Here is a 20,722-nt window from a genome sequence, read left to right on the forward strand (position 1 = left end):
ACTCGATTTTAACTAAATGTGCGGAATTCTCCATCTATAATCTGTGATTTAGATGGAGATGGATAGCACGCCTTTTCAGTCGGGTCTCTCTTGGTTTTGGATGTATTCTCGAATTACATCAATTGTCGCTCCACCTGTTGTAAGTAGACAGTATGCCCTCGTCCAAAGCACAGGTTTCCAATAATAAGGTTTTAGTTCTTCACCGAACTCCTTGCGTATCAGTCTGCTTGATACAGTTTTTAGATTATTGATGAATTTACTTGGCATGATGTTCGGGTGCATATCTAACAATAAGTGAATATGATCAGCTTCACCATTGAACTCAATCAAGTCAATCTCCCAATCAGCACAGTTCTTTTTTACAATTTCTTCAAGCCGATTGATCATCTCATTTGAAAGGCATTTCTTGCGATATTTTGTTACCAACACTAAATGATATGTAAGTTTATAAACACAGTGATAATGTGACTTCATTACATTTACACTAAGCAATTAATTTGCTAAATTATAACCATGAAACAACCTTTTTTGAAAGCGTATAAATATCGCATCTATCCTACTTCTGAGCAGAAAGTGCAATTTGAAAAGCACTTCGGATGCACTCGCTTTATTTTCAATTGGGCTTTAGCACTTCAAACTAAAGCTCATTCTGAAACTCAAAAATTATTATCAAAAAAGGATATTCAAGACCAATTAGTTGCCATGAAAAAACAACCTGAATTCGAATGGTTGAACGAGGTGAATAGTCAATCACTTCTTAGTGGGTTACTTCACCTACACACTGCTTACAACAACTTTTTTCAGCGATTAAAGAAAGGCAAGGTTGAATTCAGAAAGATCAAAGGATATAAACCAAATCCTGATGAAAAACGCCCATTAAGTCATCTTGTCGGCTACCCACGGTTCAAATCCAAGAAAATACCGCAACGGTCTTATCAATGCCCTCAGCACGCAACAGTGAGCTTTGAGAACGGATTACTTCATCTACCTAAAATTAAAGGGATAAAAACTGTATTTAGTCGGGTATTTAATGGGAAAATCAAAACTGTCACCATTAGCAAAACAGCGACAGGTAAGTATTATGCTTCGATTTTGGTCGAGTCAGAGTTAGAACTTGTTGCATCAACAACAATTCAAGCTGATCAAACCATCGGAATTGATATGGGTTTGAATCACATGCTCATTCAATCCGATGGTAATAAGGTTGAAAATCCAAAATACTTGCGACAGGCTCAAAACCGACTATCCATACAGCAGAAGATATTTGCTCGAAAGAAGAAAGAATCAAAGAATTATCAACGTCAAAAATTAAGTGTTGCATTCATCCATGAAAAAGTGCGCCTGCAACGCTTAGACCTACATCACAAACTCACGCATTACTTGATCTGTGAAAACCAAGCGACCACGTATGCTGTAGAAGATTTAGGGATAAAAAATATGGTAAGAAATCGAAAACTAGCCAAGTCTATTTCGGATGTGGCTTGGGGTCAATTTCTTACGATATTGCAATACAAGGCAAAATGGTTCGGTAAGAATGTGCTACAAATTGGAAGATTCGTTCCAAGTTCTAAAGCATGTTCATGTTGTGGTTATACTATGGCAAAATTGCCACTAAGCATAAGAGAATGGCAATGTCCTGACTGTGAAACAGTGCATGATCGTGATTTGAATGCAAGCTTGAATATACGCAATTTCGCTTTAGCTGATGCACTAGGACATAGTGCTGTATAAAGAGTTCCTGTACCGCCATACTGTCAGCGCAGTGCGGTATCGAAAGGTGCAATCTCTAAGATTGCATGGGTCGCAAAGATTCCCCCACCATAGCTCTTAGCTTGGTGGTGGGAGTATGTCAAGTCTTGATGCTACATCTTGATATGTTATAATTTGTACATCAAAATGATGTACTTATTGGTGAAGAAATGGCTAATTTAGCAACTGAACGAATTAATGTTCGTTCAACAGCAGATGCAAAGAATGTGATTGAGCAAGCTGCGAATTTATTAGGCCTCAGTGTAAGTTCTTTTATGCTGCAATCCTCCTTTGAACGAGCAAAAGACTTACTTAAATCTAACCATGAGTTGAAAGTAAATAATGCTGATCGTGATATGTTAATGAATTTGCTTGAAAATCCACGCCCTGCAAACGATGAAATGAAGAAATTAATGAGTTTATTAGATGAGAATTGAGATTTTACAAACTCATCACCAAAGAAAATCATTTAATTGTGGGCAAGATGACTTAAATAAGTTCATTAAACAATATGCGTCCCAACATCAGAAATCAGGGACAAGTAAAACGTATGTTGCTGTTGATCATGCTTCAAATGTGATAGGGTTTTACTGTCTATCTAGTACCTCTATTGGATTCGATTTAGTAGATACCGTACTCACCAAACGCTTACCTCGTTATCCACTCCCTTGTGTTGTTGTAGGTCGCTTTGCCGTTGATAAAGTGACTCAAGGGCAAGGAATTGGAAAAGTGCTTTTAGCACATGCTCTCAAACAAGTTTCAAAAGTTGCTCAAATTATTGGTGTAAATTTTGTTGTAATACATGCAAAAGATCAAAAAGCGATGGAATTTTATCAGCGTTTTGGCTTCATTTCTTTAACCTCAAATCCATTAACATTAATATATCCAGTGAATGAAATTCCTAATTTTAATTAAAGTGGTCTACTAGGAATACAAGTAACTGGCAAACTATGAATGAGAATTGGTGACAGACCTATTCAATAATCTGCAAATTTTTCAAGATCTTGCTCTTCAACATGCTGATATGAAAATGAACTATTCATTAATGCAGCATGAATACATTTTAAAACATCAGAGATGTCTATTATGAGCACAATGTAGTAAAGAGGCACATGCCCAAATACCATCATATGTTTCATATTCTGCTAGTCATAAAAACTTTGATAACGTACTTTCAACCCTGTAAGTTCAGTCGCTTTTTTTACAAGTTCTTCAGAATAGTCAATCGCATCTACGTAATAGCCCTTTTTTCTAAAAGCCAAAGTATCCCGACCTGAGCCACAACCTAAATCTAAAATGTAGGCATCATGTGCTAATTGCTCTAAAAAGGTTGGTATAGTGCTTCCATATCCACATTCAAGGTCGACTTTATAAATTGATCAGCCTGTTTATTGTAATAATCTATTGTTTTCATTCAGTTGGATACATCTCAGCCATGTATATATACGATATCAGAGTTCGCTTATCATTGAGAAACGATTTTAACCTACAACTTCAGCGACGATATCGCTCGTCCCTTTCTATATTGATTTATATTCAATACAGCTCGCCTTAGACACATTAAAACAATTCATTTTAAATGCTCAATTTTTCTTGCTGAATCGCATGTATCAACATAATAAACGCAATACAAAGTGTCGTATTTTTATTGTTTTCATTGATAAAGCTTAATTTCACTTCACGACTTTTTTGTGACTTATCCGGTGGATCATTATCAACTTTTAGCTGCGTATCCTCAGGGAGTAAATATTTCAGTCCCGTAATCAGATGTTGAATGGACCAATCGACACGTGGCCTATTTTGCTTATCAAAACGATATTGAAAATGAATAAAGTTTTTTCTCAGCTTTCCATGTTCAATTAAAATACTCAAGGCTTCTAAAACCTGATGTTGAACCCGCTTTGGCAGTGCTGAAATCTCTACGCATTGCTTTGCTTCAAAACCTTTCTTTAAGGCTTTTTCATATAAGGAGATGAGTTCATCTTCACTAAAATCCTCATTATTTTGAGGCTTTTTTACCGCCATCCACTTAGTAGCGAGCTTTTTACTGCGTAATACCCAATCATGGTCCTCATAGGCTCTATATTTAATGTAATCATGGATGATGGTAGATACAGATACATTTTTACTTATTTTAGGCTGAACAGGTTTAACTGAATCCACTTTTTTGAGTGCATATGTGGCATGATAAAAATCGAAATACTGGCCTTTTCGTATTATATGATTAAGATCCACAATTTCTGTGTTAGCACTTGTTAAGTCATTTTGAAGTATCAGTTTGATCGTGTCCCAATGAATTGTACAAGGCAAATGATAAATTCGATCTATCACCAACAAATCCAGCACATGTAGATAGTGAGATGCTGTTTGCTCTATGTTTGCATGCCCCATCCAGTCAGCTAGTAACCGCCACTTATGCTGTATGACAGCTTCATGCTGAATTGCAGTTTCTCCAAATAAATGCTGACGCATGACTTTACACCGGCTCCAAGTGTAATCCGTATAGGTCATGATCATCTCTTTTGAGCCTAACCAAGCGATTGCTAAATGATTCGCGGCACTATGTCTAAAGTTATGGAAAGTATAACCATGCCCTTCACCCAATATCTCATCAAAAATCACTTGGGTCATTTCACTAATATAAGCTTCACTTAAAATTTCGCCATCTTGGGCAAAAATCAATTTGTCCGCATGATTAGTTTTCGCTGGATTATGTGTAATACATTGTTTTAGATATTGCTGTACTAATGCCAACTCTTCATCGAGCATGACGGCGTTCAGATCAAGCTGACGCTTTGCGTTTTGGCTTTTGAGTTTCCGATAAACATTGTTACGTAAATTAAAACGGATCTGCACAGGTTTGGTCAGCGTATCATTACGCCAAATCAGTTCAGGACAAATGACCTCTGCCAATGTAAGTCCCCTAATTTCATTCAATCGCATCCCCAAACGAAATGCGAGTAAATACATGAGTTGTAGCTGAAAAAGATACGCTTGCTCTTTAGTTGTTTGACATTTTTCAATCTTTAAACTTAGTACCTGTTTAAGCTGATTGAACAATTTTGGGCTAATTAATTTGGCATGACAAAATTGTACACGATGATAATCATTGTATTGAAAGGTACCGACCTTAGGGACACGGTATTGTTTCATACAAAACTGATGAAATGCTTTAAGTCTGCCAAATGCATACTGTGCACGTCCGTGATTGCCCTTAGGAGCAGTCTCACGTTTGGCTTGATCTCGATCATCAATACTATCTAAGATAGCGTCGTACAGTTCCTCACAATCTTCTTGATCCATTTTATCTATATCACCTGGAAACATATAGACATGGAATAAGTAATCTTTAGCGATACTACTTAAATACCGCTCGATGCTATTGAGTTTCATCTTTTGAGACTTAAGATGAAAAATCCAACCCAGTAGCCTGAGCTGTGCTTCTATTAGATTTTTTTCATACAGGTCAACGTGAGGCTTCTTTTCTTCTAGTCGCTTCTGAATGCTTGTCCATCTGATCCATTTCACACGTTCACTTTTACGCTGCCGTTTCTGACGCTTATCAACTTCAGTCTGATCTTTTTCAAATAGCATCAATTCAAATGGAATTTCTTTGAGTTGCTGGTGAGCTGTAATTAAGTCTGGTACCGCCTTTTCTGTCTGTAGTGGTATATCCCGCTCAATATGTGTTAACTGCGTCTGCAAGATGTTGTGATCTAACCATGCTCTCGCCTGATCAATAGGTGTTAACGACACCGTTTTGAGACGACCTCGCATAACCTCGCTTAAGCACATATCTAAGCCCGAATAAGAGTCAAGCTCAATGGCTAAGTTTGAATGATCAAAAGGTGTAAGTGAACGAAGCTCTGCTAACTGTTTATCATTACGGCGTAGTAGTTTTTTCAGACCTACGATCTGATGACTCAAATCAATTTCTTTAGGTAATTTCCCTAATACAGTAGAGATAGACTCCAAAACATATCGTGGCATCTGCTGATTCAAGGCTTGAGAGCCATGCTGTTTTATCCCTTGTATAAACAACTGTGCATAGGGATTAAGCCAAATATAACGCCACTGATACACCTGTCTATTTTCGATTTGATTACCATAAGCACGCTGTGGTACTCGATAATGCAGTGCGAGTGGTTGGATGATTGTTTTATATCCAGCATGATAAAGTTTAGTACAGATTTGGAGTTCATCTTTGACAATAGCGTTGACCAGGGTATTACTAATTGCTGTTAATTGACTTAGATCATTACAGCCAGAGCAGTACATCAGACTTAAATAAAAATTCCCCCATAACCATGCCGGAGTAACTTCATCCTTGTATGGACAATTCCAATAGGATTTTAAGGCTATAGCAATATGATAATGTTTTTGTCCTTGCCGAAGATGTGATTCAGTACTACGAAGTTGTCTGGGTATAGGTTCTAGAAAAGTAGTTTTAGGCCATACTTTGATTGGATACGCATTCTTTGCTTGAGATAAATAGGTCTGACGCAAAGATAAAAAATATTTTTCAATAGCTTGAATATACGGTTTTTGAGTATCTTTCCGAGTAAATTTCTTCTGCTCTAAAAAACAAATAAATTCATCATAAAACTCGTACCACAAGGTATTTAGTGTGTTATCTAATAATTCAGGTCGGTCTCTTAAACTCTTAATCTGACTTTTCATTTCGGCAAATACAGAATCAACCTGAACCTGAATTTTTTGAATCAATGACTCATCTATACTCATGATAAGCCCTCAGATTGAAGTACTGAAATGTATGACAGATGCTCAATCTGCAATTGCTTAATCATGCGATCAATATTTTGGGTAAATTGATTGATATATTGTGGTAAAGATGCAGATGAATAGCGATAAAAGAGCTCCTGATTACGCTGATCATGCCCATAAACTGCTTGTATGACATTAAAAGCCAAACCTTGCTCCATCAACATATTCATATCAAAGTGTCGTAGCCAGTTATTATATAAACTGCTGAGTTGATGACCTTCAATATAGTCATTAATCCAACTTCGGTTGAGCGCAGCAATCTTAATTTTCTTACTTGCCCATTCCTCAGCAGTGGTCGGTAACGATTTCGGGTAATGGATCACTTGGCCAAACAAATCTTGCAATGTAATCTTTTTCCCAAATACAAATCGGAGGAGCTCTGCATACTGCTGAGTGACCGTATTTAAAAATTGCGTATAACGTTTAAAAGCTTGGATAAAAAATGCTGGGAGCGGTATATAGCGACCATCTTTTCGTGATTGACTGTTTTGCTTATCATCTACATACAACAACTTTAGTTTTAAATCGTAGTCACTATACTTTCCTAATAAGTTTTCCCGAGGACGGCGTGTTAGACACAATAAGCTGATATGCCACATCCAAGCACTATAGGCATTAATTCGCTCAATTATATGTTGATGTATCTGTATTTTATCAACGCAAATGGCATGTAATCGTGTAAAAAATTGACCAACATAATTTTGATTGAGTGCTAATTGGCTACCAAAACGTGATATAGACGCAGGTTCATGTTTAACAAACTGCTCTTTAAGCATTTCAATTTCTGTTTTCGTTTCTTCAACACTGAGTGTCTCTAAGTAGATCAAATAATGCTGATTCAATTCCGATGCGCTCACACCATTGTAGAAACTACTCGGTAGCTCATGGGTGCTATCTTTGCCCGATAGCACATGGGCAATATATTCATTAAAAGTACGGTGAAAAATATAGAAATACAGCTGGGCTTGGAGTTTCTCAACAGTAATTGAACCTAGCCCCTGATTCTGAGTCCATTTTTTGAGTCTTTGATTGATCTCTTGTACTGAAAGTAGCTGTTGTGATTCATTCAAAATAAGATATTCAAACCAACTGCTTGATACATGGAGATCATGCGTCACTGTTTTATTCAGTTGGTGAATCTTTAAAGTTTCAACTTTTTGTTTTGTAATATCTAAATGTAATCTGAGTCGATACTCCGCCTTCTTAGAACTACCACCTTTAATAAGCACCCCCTCATCAATCAGTTGTTTATATTGAAGCAAATGCATTGGTGATAAACCCGTCGCCAAACTCAATAAGCATGCTGCTGCAATCGCTGAATCTTGAGTAGGAGCATTATATAACTCCCCCTTCAAAATATAGATAAGATGTTGAATCACATCTTTGCTCATGTAATTTGTGTTGGTTACAAACGGTTGTAGACGTCTTTGACGATGCCTCATCAAATGTTCACTATGATTGTTCAATACTGTATTAAAACGAGCTGTAGATTTAGATGTTGTATGTACAGCAATCCCCTCATCTATAAATTCAACATCTCCATCATCAGCATAAAAGATCTCCTGTCGAGCTTGAATATATGCTGGATATCCTTTAATAAGCTGTCTTTGTTCTCTCTTCTTTTGGAAACTTCTTAATTTTTTCTTTGTCGGCCAATCTGAAATTTTTATTTTTTTACGACGCGAGCGTTTTACAATCCTCCCTTGTTTTAATCGTTTAAAGATAATTTTTAAGTCATTTATATAATTTAGCACCTTAGTTTGAGTGAACTCGGGCAAATTTTGATTTATTTTATTCTTAAGGAAACTCTCCCAGTCACTCGTCACCTTGTCCTGTTCGAGTTCTAACATATATTCTATAAAGTATTCTAAGAGCCTTTTACTCTCGTATTTTAAAGAACTTTCTTCACTTTGTTGTAGAATTGATTTTGCAATATATCGAAATAAATCAAAAATTTCTTTTTGTTTAGCTTGGGAATCTGGGATAACGGCTAATTTTATATAAAGCGCTTCAACAAAATAACTCGTTCTCAAAATGAGGTATGACCATCCAGCATGGTCTAATACATCACCCGAAGCAAAAAAGCTTAAGGCTGCAACTCGATATTCTTCACCCAGTTTACGCGCTTTAATTATCTCGTGAAAAACCTTATGCGCAGTTTTTCCAAAATCACTAAAAGTCTGCTTATCACTTTCATCTAAATCATCAAATACAGCATGCGAAATAAACTTTGTTCTGTACTCTTGGTATTGTGTTAAAAAGAGATCTTGTCTCCGTTCTCTCTTTTTCTGAACTTCCATTCGTTCACTCTTGCTCTGCATTGATTAAAGTTGAAGTCTCGATCATACCAAGCTGCTTCTTAGAACATTTCTCCATGACTTTTTGTCTCGTTTCATCGTTACGTATGTCAAAAAATTGAAGTAGTAATGGTGTAGTGAGTTCCTTACGTGTATTAAAAATTTCTAATGCCATTTTTGAATCGATATATTTTTCCATATCGCAAATAAGCTGAATCTGCGGAATATATTGGACATTTGCACGTACTGCTCTATCTGTTTTCAAAAGTTCTAAAATACGATGCCAGAGTTTTACATAAATTTTTTTAAAATTATTCTGCTTACTCTTGTTGTTGCCTGGCCTGATTTTTTCTAGTTGTTTCAGCTTAGCTTTGATGTATTCCAAGTCTTCTGTTTTGGTTGATAAGGGTAGAACAAATTGATAAAAAAATACGAGAGTATTTTTTATCGTTTGATCAAAACTCATGACAAAATTAGCTCAAAATATTAATACAAATAGTTATAACACTTTTTTTATTTTTTATTTCACAAATCAAAATAAATTTAGTAAGCATTTGTAATAAAATATCTTTTTAAATTTTATTCTTCCAATTTTTTATAGTTTTTAGTTATTCGTCTCTCTTTACGTATGGTCAAAGGTTTTGACCAAAGTCTGATTAAGCTTTGTGGATTAGATTGGATAGCGCCAGATTACTCCACACTGTGCAGAAGACAAAAACATATTGATATTTAAATTAGCTATCAAAAAAGTAATGATAGGCTCCATCTACTTGTCGATTCCACGGGATTAAAGTTTTTAGGTGAAGGTGAATGGAAACGTAAAAAGCATCAGCCCGAATATCGTCGCCAATGGCGTAAATTATATATTGGTATAGATGCTAAAACCCTACAAATACGAGCTGTTCAGCTTACAACCAATAACGTGAGTGATTCGCAAGTACTTGGTGATTTACTGGATCAAATCTCGGTGGAAGAGCAGATTGATTCAGTCTATACAGACGGAGCTTATGACACCAAGCAATGTCGACAGGTCATTGCAGATCGGCAAGCACATGCAGTGATACCACCAAGAAAAAATGCCAAGCCTTGGAAAGATAAAAAAGTTCATTCTCTAGAGCGAAATGAAGTACTTCGCACTGTTAAACGTTTAGGCAGGACACTATGAAAAAATGGTCGGGCTACCATCAGCGAAGTCTGGTTGAAACCAAGATGCACTGCATCAAATTATTAGGCGATAAACTCAGTGCTCGAAATTTTGACAGCCAAGTCAACGAGATTCATGCACGTGTGGCCATCTTAAATAAGTTTGCGGAGCTCGTCCGGCCTCATACCCAAGTTGTCACTTAAATTTGAACAACTTATGAAAGCTCTATCTTTAAAATCTTTATGCAACAAAGCCGATGATTAATACAATTATTCTTTATTCATCTTAGCTTTCTAATTTTTTTCTTAAAATTTTGTATACATACTCTACTCTCTCTTTTAATTCATTTTCATCTCGAATATATTGATTGTTTATTCGTTGCAGACTATATAGATACTCTCTTAAACCTATAATAGAATCAGATAATATAGGTAGTCTTGTCCTATCTATGTAATCACTTTGAATCCAATCTTTTTTTTCTAATGATGAATCAAAGCTTAATGCAAATTTAACAAAGCTATCCCAATGATAGGAATCTGGGATATCCTCTGGACTAAGATCTTTAGTCTTTATCACCTTAATCATACTTTTTTCTTTCCTACTATTTCACTTGGTCGAATGTAACCTGGAATTAACCATTCATCTTCTGCAACCCATTTACCATCGATGGCTTTGTCGCACAAAGATTTCATAACTATATGATTTTAAAGGTTTTGATTATTTTTGATCCAAAATTAAATTTATTTAAATCAGATGCTTACATATTTATGCAACAAAGCCGCTACAAAATATTTTAAAGTTTTCAGTTTCATTGAATCGCCCCATTAAATACTTTTTAAGTATATTAAAATACTATTTATAGCCTATTTTCGCAAAATAAATTCAAATATGGTATGTGATATCGAATAATGGATTATATAGCGATATGTTCAGATCAATAGAAACGTTGCTTATCGATATCCCAACCATACGCCCTCACAAAATGGCAGTAGCCACAATGCAGACCCAAACATTGGTGCTGATCAAAATTGAAACTCAGGACGGGTTGATTGGCTGGGGGGAAGCAACCACAATCGGTGGCTTAGGCTATGGTGAAGAAAGCCCAGAAAGTATCAAAACCAATATTGATACATATTTTAGCCCACTACTGAAGTCGCTGAATAAACAGAATATTGCACAAACCATGCAAGTTCTAAAAAAGAACATCAATGGCAACCGTTTTGCAAAATGTGCTATTCAGACAGCCCTGCTAGATATTCAGGCACAGCGTCTAGGTTTGTCTTTATCTGAACTACTCGGTGGCCGTTTACGTGATAACGTTCCAGTGCTTTGGGTACTGGCCTCTGGGGATACAGAAAAAGATATCGCAGAAGCACAGAAAATGCTGGCAGCGAAACGCCATAACTTTTTCAAGCTAAAAATTGGTTCTCGTGCGGTTGAAGCCGATGTTGAACATGTACTAGCGATCAAAAAAGCTCTCGGCGATGAAGTCTCTATTCGTGTTGATGTGAACCGTGCCTGGTCAGAACTGGATGCTATTAAAGGCATTACCCTGCTGCAAGACGGTGGTGTCGATCTGATCGAACAGCCATGTGCTATTGACAATATTGATGCCATGGAACGTCTGACTCGTCGCTTTGATATTGCCATCATGGCCGATGAATCACTGATGGGGCCAAGTAGTGCTTATAAACTGGCACGTACCAATGCAGCATCGGTATTTGCAGTCAAAGTGGCGCAATCGGGTGGTTTGCTTGAAGGCCGTGATGTAGCCACTGTGGCTAACCTTGCAGGGATCGACCTGTATGGCGGCACCATGCTAGAAGGTTCTGTAGGAACGATTGCTTCTGCTCACCTGTTCTCGACCTTTGAAAATCTGGCATTTGGTACCGAACTGTTTGGCCCATTACTGCTCACTGAAGAAATTCTGAAAACACCATTGCAATACCATGACTTTGCATTACACCTACCTCAAGGCACAGGACTCGGCATTGAAATGGATGAAGACAAAATCGATAACCTTCGCCGCAAATAAGCGACACTGTAACGGATTAAGGAGTGAAATATGCTGTTTTATGTACGAATGGATGTAAATATTCCTCGTGACTTGCCTGAAGCACAAGTCAACGAAATTAAAGCTAATGAAAAAGTATACTCACAAGAGCTGCAACGCCAAGGCAAATGGCGTCATATTTGGCGAGTTACAGGTCAGTACTCGAATATCAGTATTTTTGATGTCGAAACTAATGAAGAGCTACATAACCTTTTACAAGGTTTGCCACTTTATCCGTTTATGAAGATTGAAGTCATGGCATTAAATCGTCATCCATCTTCAATTCGAGATGATGATACTTAATTTATTTCAAAATTTTGAGATCAATTTATAAACACGAAAAACAGTTAGCAAGAAGGACTAGGACAAGATTTTTTTAAAAAGTAAGAATTGTCCTAATTAACAAAAAATACTTAAGGAGTAAGTAGCATGAACCATCAAGAAATCGATGCTTTAGTTAAAAAAATGAACGTAGACACTACAACTGGATCTGTAGATGCACGTGTACAGCAAGTTGTTGTTCGTTTGGTTTCAGATCTATTTAAAGCAATTGAAGATCTAGACTTATCTCAATCAGAAGTTTGGAAAGGTCTTGAATATTTTACAGATGCTGGCCAAGCCAATGAACTTGGACTTCTTGCTGCAGGTCTAGGCTTAGAACATTTCTTAGACCTTCGTGCGGATGAAGCTGATGCAAAAGCCGGTATTACTGGGGGTACACCACGTACAATTGAAGGTCCTCTATACGTTGCTGGGGCACCTGAATCTGTAGGCTTCGCACGTATGGACGATGGATCAGAACTAGATACAGTCGACACCTTATTTATTGAAGGTACCGTAACGGATGTTGAGGGAAATATTATTGAAGGTGCCAAAGTTGAAGTATGGCATGCCAACAGCTTAGGGAATTATTCCTTCTTTGATAAGTCTCAATCAGAGTTTAATCTCCGTCGTACAATTTTTACTGATCAAGATGGTAAATATGTCGCTCAAACGACTATGCCAGTCGGTTATGGTTGCCCTCCAGAAGGGACCACCCAATTTGTGTTGAATAAACTAGGTCGACACGGTAATCGCCCTTCTCATGTTCATTATTTCGTATCTGCACCTGGATATCGAAAATTAACAACTCAATTTAATATTGAAGGTGATGAATATCTTTGGGACGACTTTGCATTCGCTACACGTGATGGCTTAGTTGCTACTGCTGTTGATGTTACTGATGAAGCAGAAATCGCACGTCGTGGTGTTGATAAACCGTTTAAGTTTATCCAATTCAACGTTGAACTTGTAAAAGAAACTACTACTGCACCTACGACTGAAATTGAGCGTCGCCGCGTAAGCGCTTAATCATTCTCCAAGAATGGATAGTCTTCACTATCCATTCTTCCCCCTACTCTAATTCAATTAAATCATTACTAATCACTATTAATAAGATAATGATTAATAGTGATTTAAATATACAGTTATATTTGTTTGAGTAATTTTTATGATTGATAAATCAGCATCATTACGAGCAGCTCTTTCCCAAATTAAAGATGGTTCAACCATCATGATTGGGGGTTTCGGTACAGCAGGTCAACCAGCTGAACTCATCGACGGCTTAATTGAGCTGGGCATTAAAGATCTCGTCATTGTCAATAATAACGCCGGTAACGGGGACTATGGTCTTGCAAAGCTTCTTAAAGCTGAAGCAGTACGCAAAATCATCTGTTCTTTCCCTCGTCAGTCAGACTCCTGGGTCTTTGACGAGTTATACCGTGCCGGCAAGATCGAACTGGAACTAGTACCACAAGGTAACCTGGCCTGTCGTATCCAGGCTGCTGGCATGGGCCTAGGTCCAATCTACACACCAACCGGTTTTGGTACTTTGCTGGCTGAAGGTAAACCGACCATAAACTATGAAGGTAAGGACTATGTGCTGGAAAATCCAATCAAGGCAGACTTTGCACTGATCAAGGCTTCTAAAGGCGACCGTTGGGGCAATCTTGTTTATCGAAAATCTGCCCGTAACTTCGGCCCAATCATGGCGATGGCGGCAGATGTGACCATTGCTCAAGTATCTGAAGTGGTTGAACTCGGTACACTCGATCCTGAACACATCATTACCCCGGGTATTTTTGTTCAACACGTTGTACAAGTACAGCCTGCACAATAATCACGGATTAGGAGATAAAAGATGAGCTATACCAAACTAACCCGTGACCAGATCGCTGAACGTGTTGCCCAGGACATTCCAGATGGGGCTTATGTCAATTTAGGCATTGGCTTACCAACCAAAATTTCAAGTTATCTGCCTTCAGACAAAGATGTCTTCCTGCATTCTGAAAATGGCTTACTCGCTTTCGGTCCACCCCCTGCTCAAGAAGACCGTGATCCTGAACTGATCAATGCTGGTAAAGAATTCGTCACCATGCTTGAAGGCGGTGCTTTTTTCCATCACGGGGATTCTTTTGCGATGATGCGTGGTGGTCACTTAGATATCGCAGTCTTGGGGGCTTTCCAGGTCGCTGCAAATGGTGACCTGGCCAACTGGCATACCGGTGCACCGGATGCAATTCCTGCTGTTGGTGGGGCCATGGACTTAGCTGTAGGTGCTAAAAAAGTATTCATTACAACAGACCATGTGACCAAAAATGGTGAACCCAAGATTGTGGCTGAGCTTTCATATCCTGCAACTGGTTTGAAATGTGTCGATCGGATCTATACCGACCTATGTGTGATTGATGTCACTGCTGATGGCATGAAAGTCATTGAAAAAGTCGAGGGCCTCTCATTTGAAGAATTACAGTCTATGACAGGTGCGAAGCTGATTGATGCGACACAAAGTTAAGGGAAGAAAGATCATATGAAAAACGCATATATCATCGATGCTATCCGCACCCCTTTTGGCCGTTATGCGGGTGGACTGGCGCCTGTTCGTACTGATGATCTTGGCGCGATCCCAATTAAAGCCTTGATGGAACGCAACCCAAGTATCAACTGGAAAAAAGTAGATGACGTCATCTATGGCTGTGCCAACCAGGCCGGTGAAGATAACCGCAACGTGGGTCGTATGTCAGCCCTGCTGGCAGGTGTGCCTTATCAGGTACCGGCAACTACGATTAACCGTCTATGCGGTTCATCACTCGATGCGGTAGCCATTGCTGCTCGTGCCATTAAAGCTGGTGAAGCGAATCTGATTGTAGCTGGTGGTGTGGAATCGATGTCACGTGCACCGCTGGTGATGGGTAAGTCTGAAACAGCTTATAGCCGGACTCAAAAGCTTGAAGATACCACCATGGGCTGGCGTTTTATCAATCCAAAACTGAAAGAACTGTATGGCGTGGAAACCATGCCACAAACCGCTGAAAACGTGGCAGCACAGTTCAATATCAACCGTGAAGATCAGGACAGGTTTGCCCTATCCAGCCAGCAACGTACCGCAGCAGCACAAGCCAAAGGTTTCTTTAAAAAAGAAATCGTGCCCATGGCCATTCCTCAGCGTAAAGGCGAACCTGTCGTTGTTGATACTGATGAACATCCTCGTGCATCGACCACACTTGAAGGCTTAACCAAACTGAAACCAGTCGTCGAAGCAGATGGTACGGTGACCGCAGGGAATTCATCGGGTATCAATGACGGTGCAGCGGCACTCTTGATCACATCAGATGAAGCCGTTCAACAATATGGTTTAAAACCACGTGCCAAAATCATTGGTGCAACCGTAGTGGGTGTTGAACCACGCATTATGGGCTTTGGTCCGGCACCGGCGATCAAAAAGCTGCTGGCTCAGACTGGGCTAACACTGGATCAGATGGATGTCATTGAACTGAACGAAGCCTTTGCTGCACAGGCACTCGCAGTGACCCGTGATTTAGGTCTGGTAGATGATGAAGCACGAGTAAACCCGAATGGTGGTGCGATTGCGATTGGCCATCCACTCGGTGCTTCCGGTGCGCGTCTAGTGACGACGGCGTTAAACCAGCTTGAACAAATTAGCGGTAAATATGCCCTCTGCTCCATGTGTATTGGCGTGGGTCAAGGTATCGCGCTGATTATTGAACGTGTTTAAAAAATCCTTCCTAACCCAAAGGAAGGAACTTTTAGAAGGATATAAAAGGAATAACAAATGCCAACATTTACATCGAATGATGCCCAGATCAATTACCAGACTTTCGGGAATGCCAGCAAACCTGCATTGGTATTTTCCAATTCACTGGGTACCAAATACAGTATGTGGCAGCCACAGATTGAACATTTCCAGCAGGATTATTACGTAATATGCTATGACACTCGTGGTCATGGTGCATCTTCTGCACCACAAGGCCCATATAGCCTGGAGCAGCTGGGTCAGGATGTCGTGAATCTACTGGATCATTTGGACATTACAAAAGCAGCATTCTGTGGTATTTCTATGGGTGGCTTAACCGGTCAATGGTTAGCGATTCATAAGCCAGAACGTTTTAGTCAGGTGATTGTCTGCAATACCGCAGCCAAAATTGACCAGGAACAGGCATGGCAAGACCGTGCTGTTCTTGTCCGTGAGCAAGGTCTTACTCCGATTGCTGTAACTGCGGCATCACGCTGGTTTACCGATCCCTTTATCCAGAGCAATCCGGCAGTCGTTGCAGAACTTTCAAACAACCTCGAAGCTGGCAGCCCAGAAGGCTATGCAAACTGCTGTGAAGCTCTGGCTAAAGCGGATGTCCGTGATCAATTAAACATTATCACCGTGCCTGTATTGATTGTTGCTGGTCAACAAGACCCTGTGACTACCATTGCAGATGGCCAGTTTATGCAGCAACGTATTGCGAATAGCCAGCTATATGGAATAGACGCCTCGCATATTTCCAATATTGAACAGCCAGAAGCCTTTAATCAGGCAGTAAAAGAATTTATTTCAGTCTGATTAATTGTAGAAAATCAAAAAGCCACGGAATATCGCGGCCTTTTGATTATTATAGATACAGGTATTTAATCAGGCTCAGATCACAAGAATCTTAACGTAAAATGCATCACTCTTTCATGAGGTTCGAAATAGTACAATGCCGTAATATAAGGCTCTGCCGGTGGAAAAACGAACAAGAAAAATGCCAGCATATCTACAGTGGTGCTAACTGTTCGAAAGACACTACGCCATGCCTACAAATGCAGCCCTTAAAGTAAAGAATAGCCCGCTAGTTGTTTTTAAATCAGGTGCCATTCTCCTAAAAGAAAATTAATTCTATGTCTTAGCGGAATTACTAACTAATTTAAAAAAAGGAATGTAGTCGAATAGCTAAAAGTTTTCTTTGTATTTATAAATAATAAAAATTATTTACCTTTATTAGTCAAAATAAAACGTGAATATGGTACTAACCTTGCTTAATAAATAGGGATAGAGATAAACACTTAAATGAGCATTTGTATATTGTTTAAAGTATGTAATAAGACTCTAAGTCTAATTGCACTACTGCACAATTTGCTGCATTATCGAATAAAATAACAACAAGTGTTTATCAGTGAAGATCAAACATACCTCTACCAGATAGCCGGACGCCATCCAAGGTAAGGAACATAATGACCAGCTTAAATTATTATCAAACCATTTTTGATAAAGCGGGTGATGCTATTTTTGTGCATGATATCGGCAGTGTCGAATTTATGGACGTAAATGAAGCAGCTGAAAACCTCACCGGTTACAGTAAATCCGAATTAACGAAAATGAGTGTAGAAAAAATCAGCGCACATAGCCATGGTTTTGATTTTTTTCATGCCTTAAAAAAGGTTCAGCAGGCTGCTAGCCACGAAGCGATTACGTTTGAGTGGATTATCCAAGCCCAAGATCAACGAAAAATTCCGGTCGAAGTCTGTTTAAAAACAGTTGAGATTGAGCATCAACCTAAGCTATTAGCACTTGTCCGCAATATTAGCGAAATCAAAAAATATCAGTATGCTCTACAATCTAGAGATCAATATTTCAAGATGCTTCTGGAACACTCGGGAGATGGTATTGCTATCCTCGACTTGCAAGGTAAGTTGCTCTATGCCAGCCCTTCTCTACAACGTATTCTCGGTTACCGCGACCGTTTTGTACTCAACAAAAATATCTTGAATGTGATTCATCCTGATGACCGCATGAATATACGCCAGTTACTTTTTAGAAAATCCTCTCACCAAGCTGCTGGTGTGATTCACTATAAAATCATGCATCATAATGGCAAATGGCGACATCATGAAGCCACCTATCGCAACCTGCTTGATCATCCTGAAATTCAGGGCATTCTCATCAATTATCGAGATATTACCGAACGAATCGAAGCAGAAAAAATGGCTCGAGCAAGGGAAAAACAGCTGGGTCATATGTCACGCTGCAAAACCATGGGAGAACTTGCAACTGCTTTAGCACATGAATTGAATCAGCCACTTGCAGCTTTAAACAACTATGTTGGTGGTAGCATTATTCGGATTCAGAAAGGTTTGGCAAATACCACTGAAACACTCGACGCTATGAATGCAGCATTAGATCAGACCCAGCGGGTCAATAAAATCATTCACAGTATGCGTAGCTTTTTACGTAAGGGCGAAGCCAATTTTCAAGTTCACTCTCTAAATAAACTGATTCAGGATCTACATCCACTGATAGGCTTAAAAGCAGATCAAATTGGCTGTGTCATACATTATGAATTAAGCGTTTCACCTATTTATATTTCTGCCGACGAAACTTTATTTAGTCAGGTCATTATTAATTTGGTCTTTAATGCGGTCGATGCTTTACAACGTAACCCAGAAGGAAAGCGCGACATCTTTATCCGTACTTGGGAGCACAACCAACATGCCCGTATCGCAATTGCTGATAACGGCCCAGGATTACAGGGTCAAAATCCTGAACAATTATTCGAGTCATTTTATTCTAGCAAAAAAGACAGTATGGGTATTGGTCTGACGCTATCCCGCAGCATTATTGAAAATCATCATGGCTACTTATGGGTCTGTGAAGGTGAGTCTGGTGCCATTTTTAATATCTCTTTAGCAGCACAGGAGCGTGCAAAATGTATTTAACTAATTCTCATGTTCCCGAGCCCATTGTGTATGTAATAGATGATGATCAAGACATTTGTAATTCACTCACATGGTTGCTTGATTCAGTGCAACTCGAAACTAAAACATTCAATAGTGCTACTGAATTCCTAAATTTTCAGCGCCCGCAAACGCCTGCATGTTTAATCCTTGATATTCGTATGCGAGGGATGAGTGGCTTGCAACTACAACAACAATTGAATCAACAAAAAATCCGTATGCCAATCATTTTCATGACTGGTCACGGCGACATTCCAATGTCGGTCAATGCGATGAAAGCTGGGGCATTTGATTTTTTAGAAAAACCTTTTAATCCACAGCATATGCTTAATCAAATCCAAGCCTGTCTGCAACTTGCTGAACAAGACTTTATTGAAGAAGAAAAACGTCAAGAACAGATGATTAAATTGAAATCTTTATCACCAAGAGAAAGTGAGATTATCAATTTATTGGTCGATGGACTTTCGAGTAAACATATCGCACAAATGTTGAATATCAGCCATAAAACAGTAGAAATTCACCGCACTCATATTCGTCAGAAATTAGGAACTGAATCTATCGCACAGATCGTCAATATGGTCTTGATTTGTCGTGATCGCTCAATACCGGCGATGAGTTAACCATCGCCTGAGCGGGAGAAAAATAATATCTTCGATTAAAAGAAACGATCAAAATGAATTTGTTGGTGTGGAATACCTGCCTGATACGCCATTTGTTCAATAGATTTTACCATTGGCGGTGGCCCAGCACAGTATATTTCATGTTGGATCAGTTGCTCACCTAAAACATCATGAATGATTTCATGAATAAAGCCTGATCGAATACCTTCGATCAATTCAGATGAAGTTGCTGGAACATAATTCAAGCGTGAACCTAATTCAGTCCAATCCCTTAACTGATCTTCTGTCAGTAGATCACGCTGTTCACGTCCACCATGAAAGAACCATACCTTATGATTTTGTAGTTGTGGATTAACTGCGACTCCACGGGCAATTGCCAACATCGGTGCTAGACCTGAACCACCAGCGACACAAACAATTGGTCGTGGCTGCTCTTGTAAATGTGCCAAACCATATGGGCCATCGATCTGAATCACAGCACTTTGTCGCTGTTGCTCATCAAATAGCAGATTGGTCATTTTGCCATCTACTACACGGCGAATCTGGAATACCCACATGCCTTCATCATTCGGCAAATTCGACATCGAATAAGCACGTAATAATTGCTGGTTTACTGAAAGCAAAGCATATTGACCTGGAATAAACTGCGCTGGTTTCTCTGACTGCAAATGGATTTCTAAAATATCGTGTGTAATCGGCTGTACATATTTGAGCTTGACGGCCTGTTGTTTTGGCAGAATTTTAGGCGTGCATTGTTCATCCAAACGGACTTTAATAACACAATCAGATTTAGGTCGGCATTGGCAAGCCAAAAAACGGCCTTTGCGGCGATCACGATCGCTCAATCCAGGTGCTTCAGCCCATAGATTATCTACTTCACCAGATAGCACTTCTATTTTACAAGTCCCACAGCCACCAGCATTGCATTCATAAGGTAAACCAAGACCTTGACGAAGGCCACCGCGCAACAGCACATCGTCTGCTGCACAATGAAATTCCCCTTGCCCTTCAATTTGGATTTTGTACATCAGCA

The 20,722-nt window shown here is 39.1% G+C and carries 18 protein-coding genes and 2 pseudogenes; 13 read left to right on the forward strand and 7 right to left on the reverse strand.

Going from position 1 to position 20,722, the window contains the following annotated elements; translation table 11 throughout:
- Positions 1 to 75: 75 nt before the first annotated feature.
- Positions 76 to 474: an IS200/IS605 family transposase gene (gene tnpA, locus FTU62_RS11520; RefSeq protein ID WP_152873595.1), complete on the reverse strand. Its 399-nt coding sequence runs from the start codon at positions 472 to 474 to the stop codon at positions 76 to 78.
- 39 nt (positions 475 to 513) lie between these two features.
- Here tnpA and FTU62_RS11525 point away from each other — a divergent pair, with 39 nt between their 5' ends.
- The 3 genes from FTU62_RS11525 to FTU62_RS11535 all read left to right on the forward strand — a co-directional run bounded on the left by FTU62_RS11525 (position 514) and on the right by FTU62_RS11535 (position 2,664).
- Positions 514 to 1,731: an RNA-guided endonuclease TnpB family protein gene (locus FTU62_RS11525; RefSeq protein ID WP_180102724.1), complete on the forward strand. Its 1,218-nt coding sequence runs from the start codon at positions 514 to 516 to the stop codon at positions 1,729 to 1,731.
- Positions 1,732 to 1,919: 188 nt separating this feature from the next.
- Positions 1,920 to 2,186, forward strand: a complete 267-nt coding sequence (locus FTU62_RS11530; RefSeq protein ID WP_026094019.1) for a DUF1778 domain-containing protein — start codon at positions 1,920 to 1,922, stop codon at positions 2,184 to 2,186.
- Positions 2,176 to 2,664: a GNAT family N-acetyltransferase gene (locus tag FTU62_RS11535; protein WP_019383654.1), complete on the forward strand. Its 489-nt coding sequence runs from the start codon at positions 2,176 to 2,178 to the stop codon at positions 2,662 to 2,664. Before FTU62_RS11530 ends, FTU62_RS11535 begins: the two co-directional genes overlap by 11 nt.
- Before the next feature lie 165 nt (positions 2,665 to 2,829).
- On the opposite strand, the pseudogene FTU62_RS11540 reads toward FTU62_RS11535, so the two are convergent.
- From FTU62_RS11540 to FTU62_RS11555, 4 genes and pseudogenes are all read right to left on the reverse strand, one after another.
- Positions 2,830 to 3,163: pseudogene (locus FTU62_RS11540) on the reverse strand (class I SAM-dependent methyltransferase); the annotation flags it as partial.
- A 161-nt stretch (positions 3,164 to 3,324) separates the two neighbouring features.
- Complete coding sequence (locus FTU62_RS11545) at positions 3,325 to 6,492, reverse strand: site-specific integrase (RefSeq protein ID WP_180102725.1); 3,168 nt, start codon at positions 6,490 to 6,492, stop codon at positions 3,325 to 3,327.
- The gene (locus FTU62_RS11550; protein ID WP_257223189.1) at positions 6,489 to 8,834 is read right to left on the reverse strand and encodes a hypothetical protein; all 2,346 of its coding nucleotides are present in this window, start codon (positions 8,832 to 8,834) and stop codon (positions 6,489 to 6,491) included. Before FTU62_RS11550 ends, FTU62_RS11545 begins: the two co-directional genes overlap by 4 nt.
- Before the next feature lie 4 nt (positions 8,835 to 8,838).
- Entirely contained in the window at positions 8,839 to 9,297 is a 459-nt protein-coding gene (locus FTU62_RS11555) for a hypothetical protein (RefSeq protein WP_019383657.1), read from the reverse strand.
- A 141-nt stretch (positions 9,298 to 9,438) separates the two neighbouring features.
- On the opposite strand from FTU62_RS11555, the pseudogene FTU62_RS11560 reads away from it, so the two are divergent.
- A pseudogene (locus FTU62_RS11560) lies at positions 9,439 to 10,178 on the forward strand (IS5 family transposase); the annotation flags it as partial.
- Between the two features lie 82 nt (positions 10,179 to 10,260).
- On the opposite strand, the gene FTU62_RS11565 reads toward FTU62_RS11560, so the two are convergent.
- Positions 10,261 to 10,560 (reverse strand): hypothetical protein, encoded by a 300-nt coding sequence (locus FTU62_RS11565; RefSeq protein ID WP_218948618.1) that lies wholly within the window; start codon positions 10,558 to 10,560, stop codon positions 10,261 to 10,263.
- A 340-nt stretch (positions 10,561 to 10,900) separates the two neighbouring features.
- On the opposite strand from FTU62_RS11565, the gene FTU62_RS11570 reads away from it, so the two are divergent.
- The 9 genes from FTU62_RS11570 (at position 10,901) to FTU62_RS11610 (ending at position 19,689) form a co-directional block, all read left to right on the forward strand.
- The gene (locus FTU62_RS11570) at positions 10,901 to 12,010 is read left to right on the forward strand and encodes a muconate/chloromuconate family cycloisomerase (RefSeq protein ID WP_180102727.1); all 1,110 of its coding nucleotides are present in this window, start codon (positions 10,901 to 10,903) and stop codon (positions 12,008 to 12,010) included.
- Between the two features lie 30 nt (positions 12,011 to 12,040).
- The gene (gene catC, locus FTU62_RS11575) at positions 12,041 to 12,331 is read left to right on the forward strand and encodes a muconolactone Delta-isomerase (RefSeq protein ID WP_180102728.1); all 291 of its coding nucleotides are present in this window, start codon (positions 12,041 to 12,043) and stop codon (positions 12,329 to 12,331) included.
- A gap of 126 nt (positions 12,332 to 12,457) precedes the next feature.
- Complete coding sequence (gene catA / locus FTU62_RS11580) at positions 12,458 to 13,378, forward strand: catechol 1,2-dioxygenase (RefSeq protein ID WP_180102729.1); 921 nt, start codon at positions 12,458 to 12,460, stop codon at positions 13,376 to 13,378.
- 139 nt (positions 13,379 to 13,517) lie between these two features.
- Complete coding sequence (locus tag FTU62_RS11585) at positions 13,518 to 14,186, forward strand: 3-oxoacid CoA-transferase subunit A (protein WP_180102730.1); 669 nt, start codon at positions 13,518 to 13,520, stop codon at positions 14,184 to 14,186.
- Positions 14,187 to 14,207: 21 nt separating this feature from the next.
- Positions 14,208 to 14,861, forward strand: coding sequence for a 3-oxoacid CoA-transferase subunit B (locus tag FTU62_RS11590; RefSeq protein WP_180102731.1), 654 nt, complete (start codon positions 14,208 to 14,210; stop codon positions 14,859 to 14,861).
- Positions 14,862 to 14,876: 15 nt separating this feature from the next.
- A complete protein-coding gene (gene pcaF, locus FTU62_RS11595; RefSeq protein WP_180102732.1) occupies positions 14,877 to 16,082 on the forward strand; it encodes a 3-oxoadipyl-CoA thiolase in 1,206 nt (401 codons plus the stop codon).
- Positions 16,083 to 16,139: 57 nt separating this feature from the next.
- Positions 16,140 to 16,919 carry a 3-oxoadipate enol-lactonase gene (gene pcaD, locus FTU62_RS11600; protein WP_180102733.1) on the forward strand — a complete coding sequence of 260 codons (780 nt, stop codon included), beginning with the start codon at positions 16,140 to 16,142 and terminating at the stop codon, positions 16,917 to 16,919.
- A gap of 650 nt (positions 16,920 to 17,569) precedes the next feature.
- Positions 17,570 to 19,051 carry a PAS domain S-box protein gene (locus tag FTU62_RS11605; RefSeq protein WP_180102734.1) on the forward strand — a complete coding sequence of 494 codons (1,482 nt, stop codon included), beginning with the start codon at positions 17,570 to 17,572 and terminating at the stop codon, positions 19,049 to 19,051.
- Positions 19,042 to 19,689, forward strand: a complete 648-nt coding sequence (locus tag FTU62_RS11610; RefSeq protein WP_180102735.1) for a response regulator transcription factor — start codon at positions 19,042 to 19,044, stop codon at positions 19,687 to 19,689. Before FTU62_RS11605 ends, FTU62_RS11610 begins: the two co-directional genes overlap by 10 nt.
- A 35-nt stretch (positions 19,690 to 19,724) precedes the next feature.
- On the opposite strand, the gene FTU62_RS11615 is transcribed toward FTU62_RS11610, so the two are convergent.
- A complete protein-coding gene (locus tag FTU62_RS11615; protein ID WP_218948619.1) occupies positions 19,725 to 20,717 on the reverse strand; it encodes a 2Fe-2S iron-sulfur cluster-binding protein in 993 nt (330 codons plus the stop codon).
- Between the last annotated feature and the right edge of the window lie 5 nt (positions 20,718 to 20,722).

It is taken from the genome of Acinetobacter sp. YH12126, assembly GCF_013418745.1.
Taxonomy (GTDB): domain Bacteria; phylum Pseudomonadota; class Gammaproteobacteria; order Pseudomonadales; family Moraxellaceae; genus Acinetobacter; species Acinetobacter amyesii.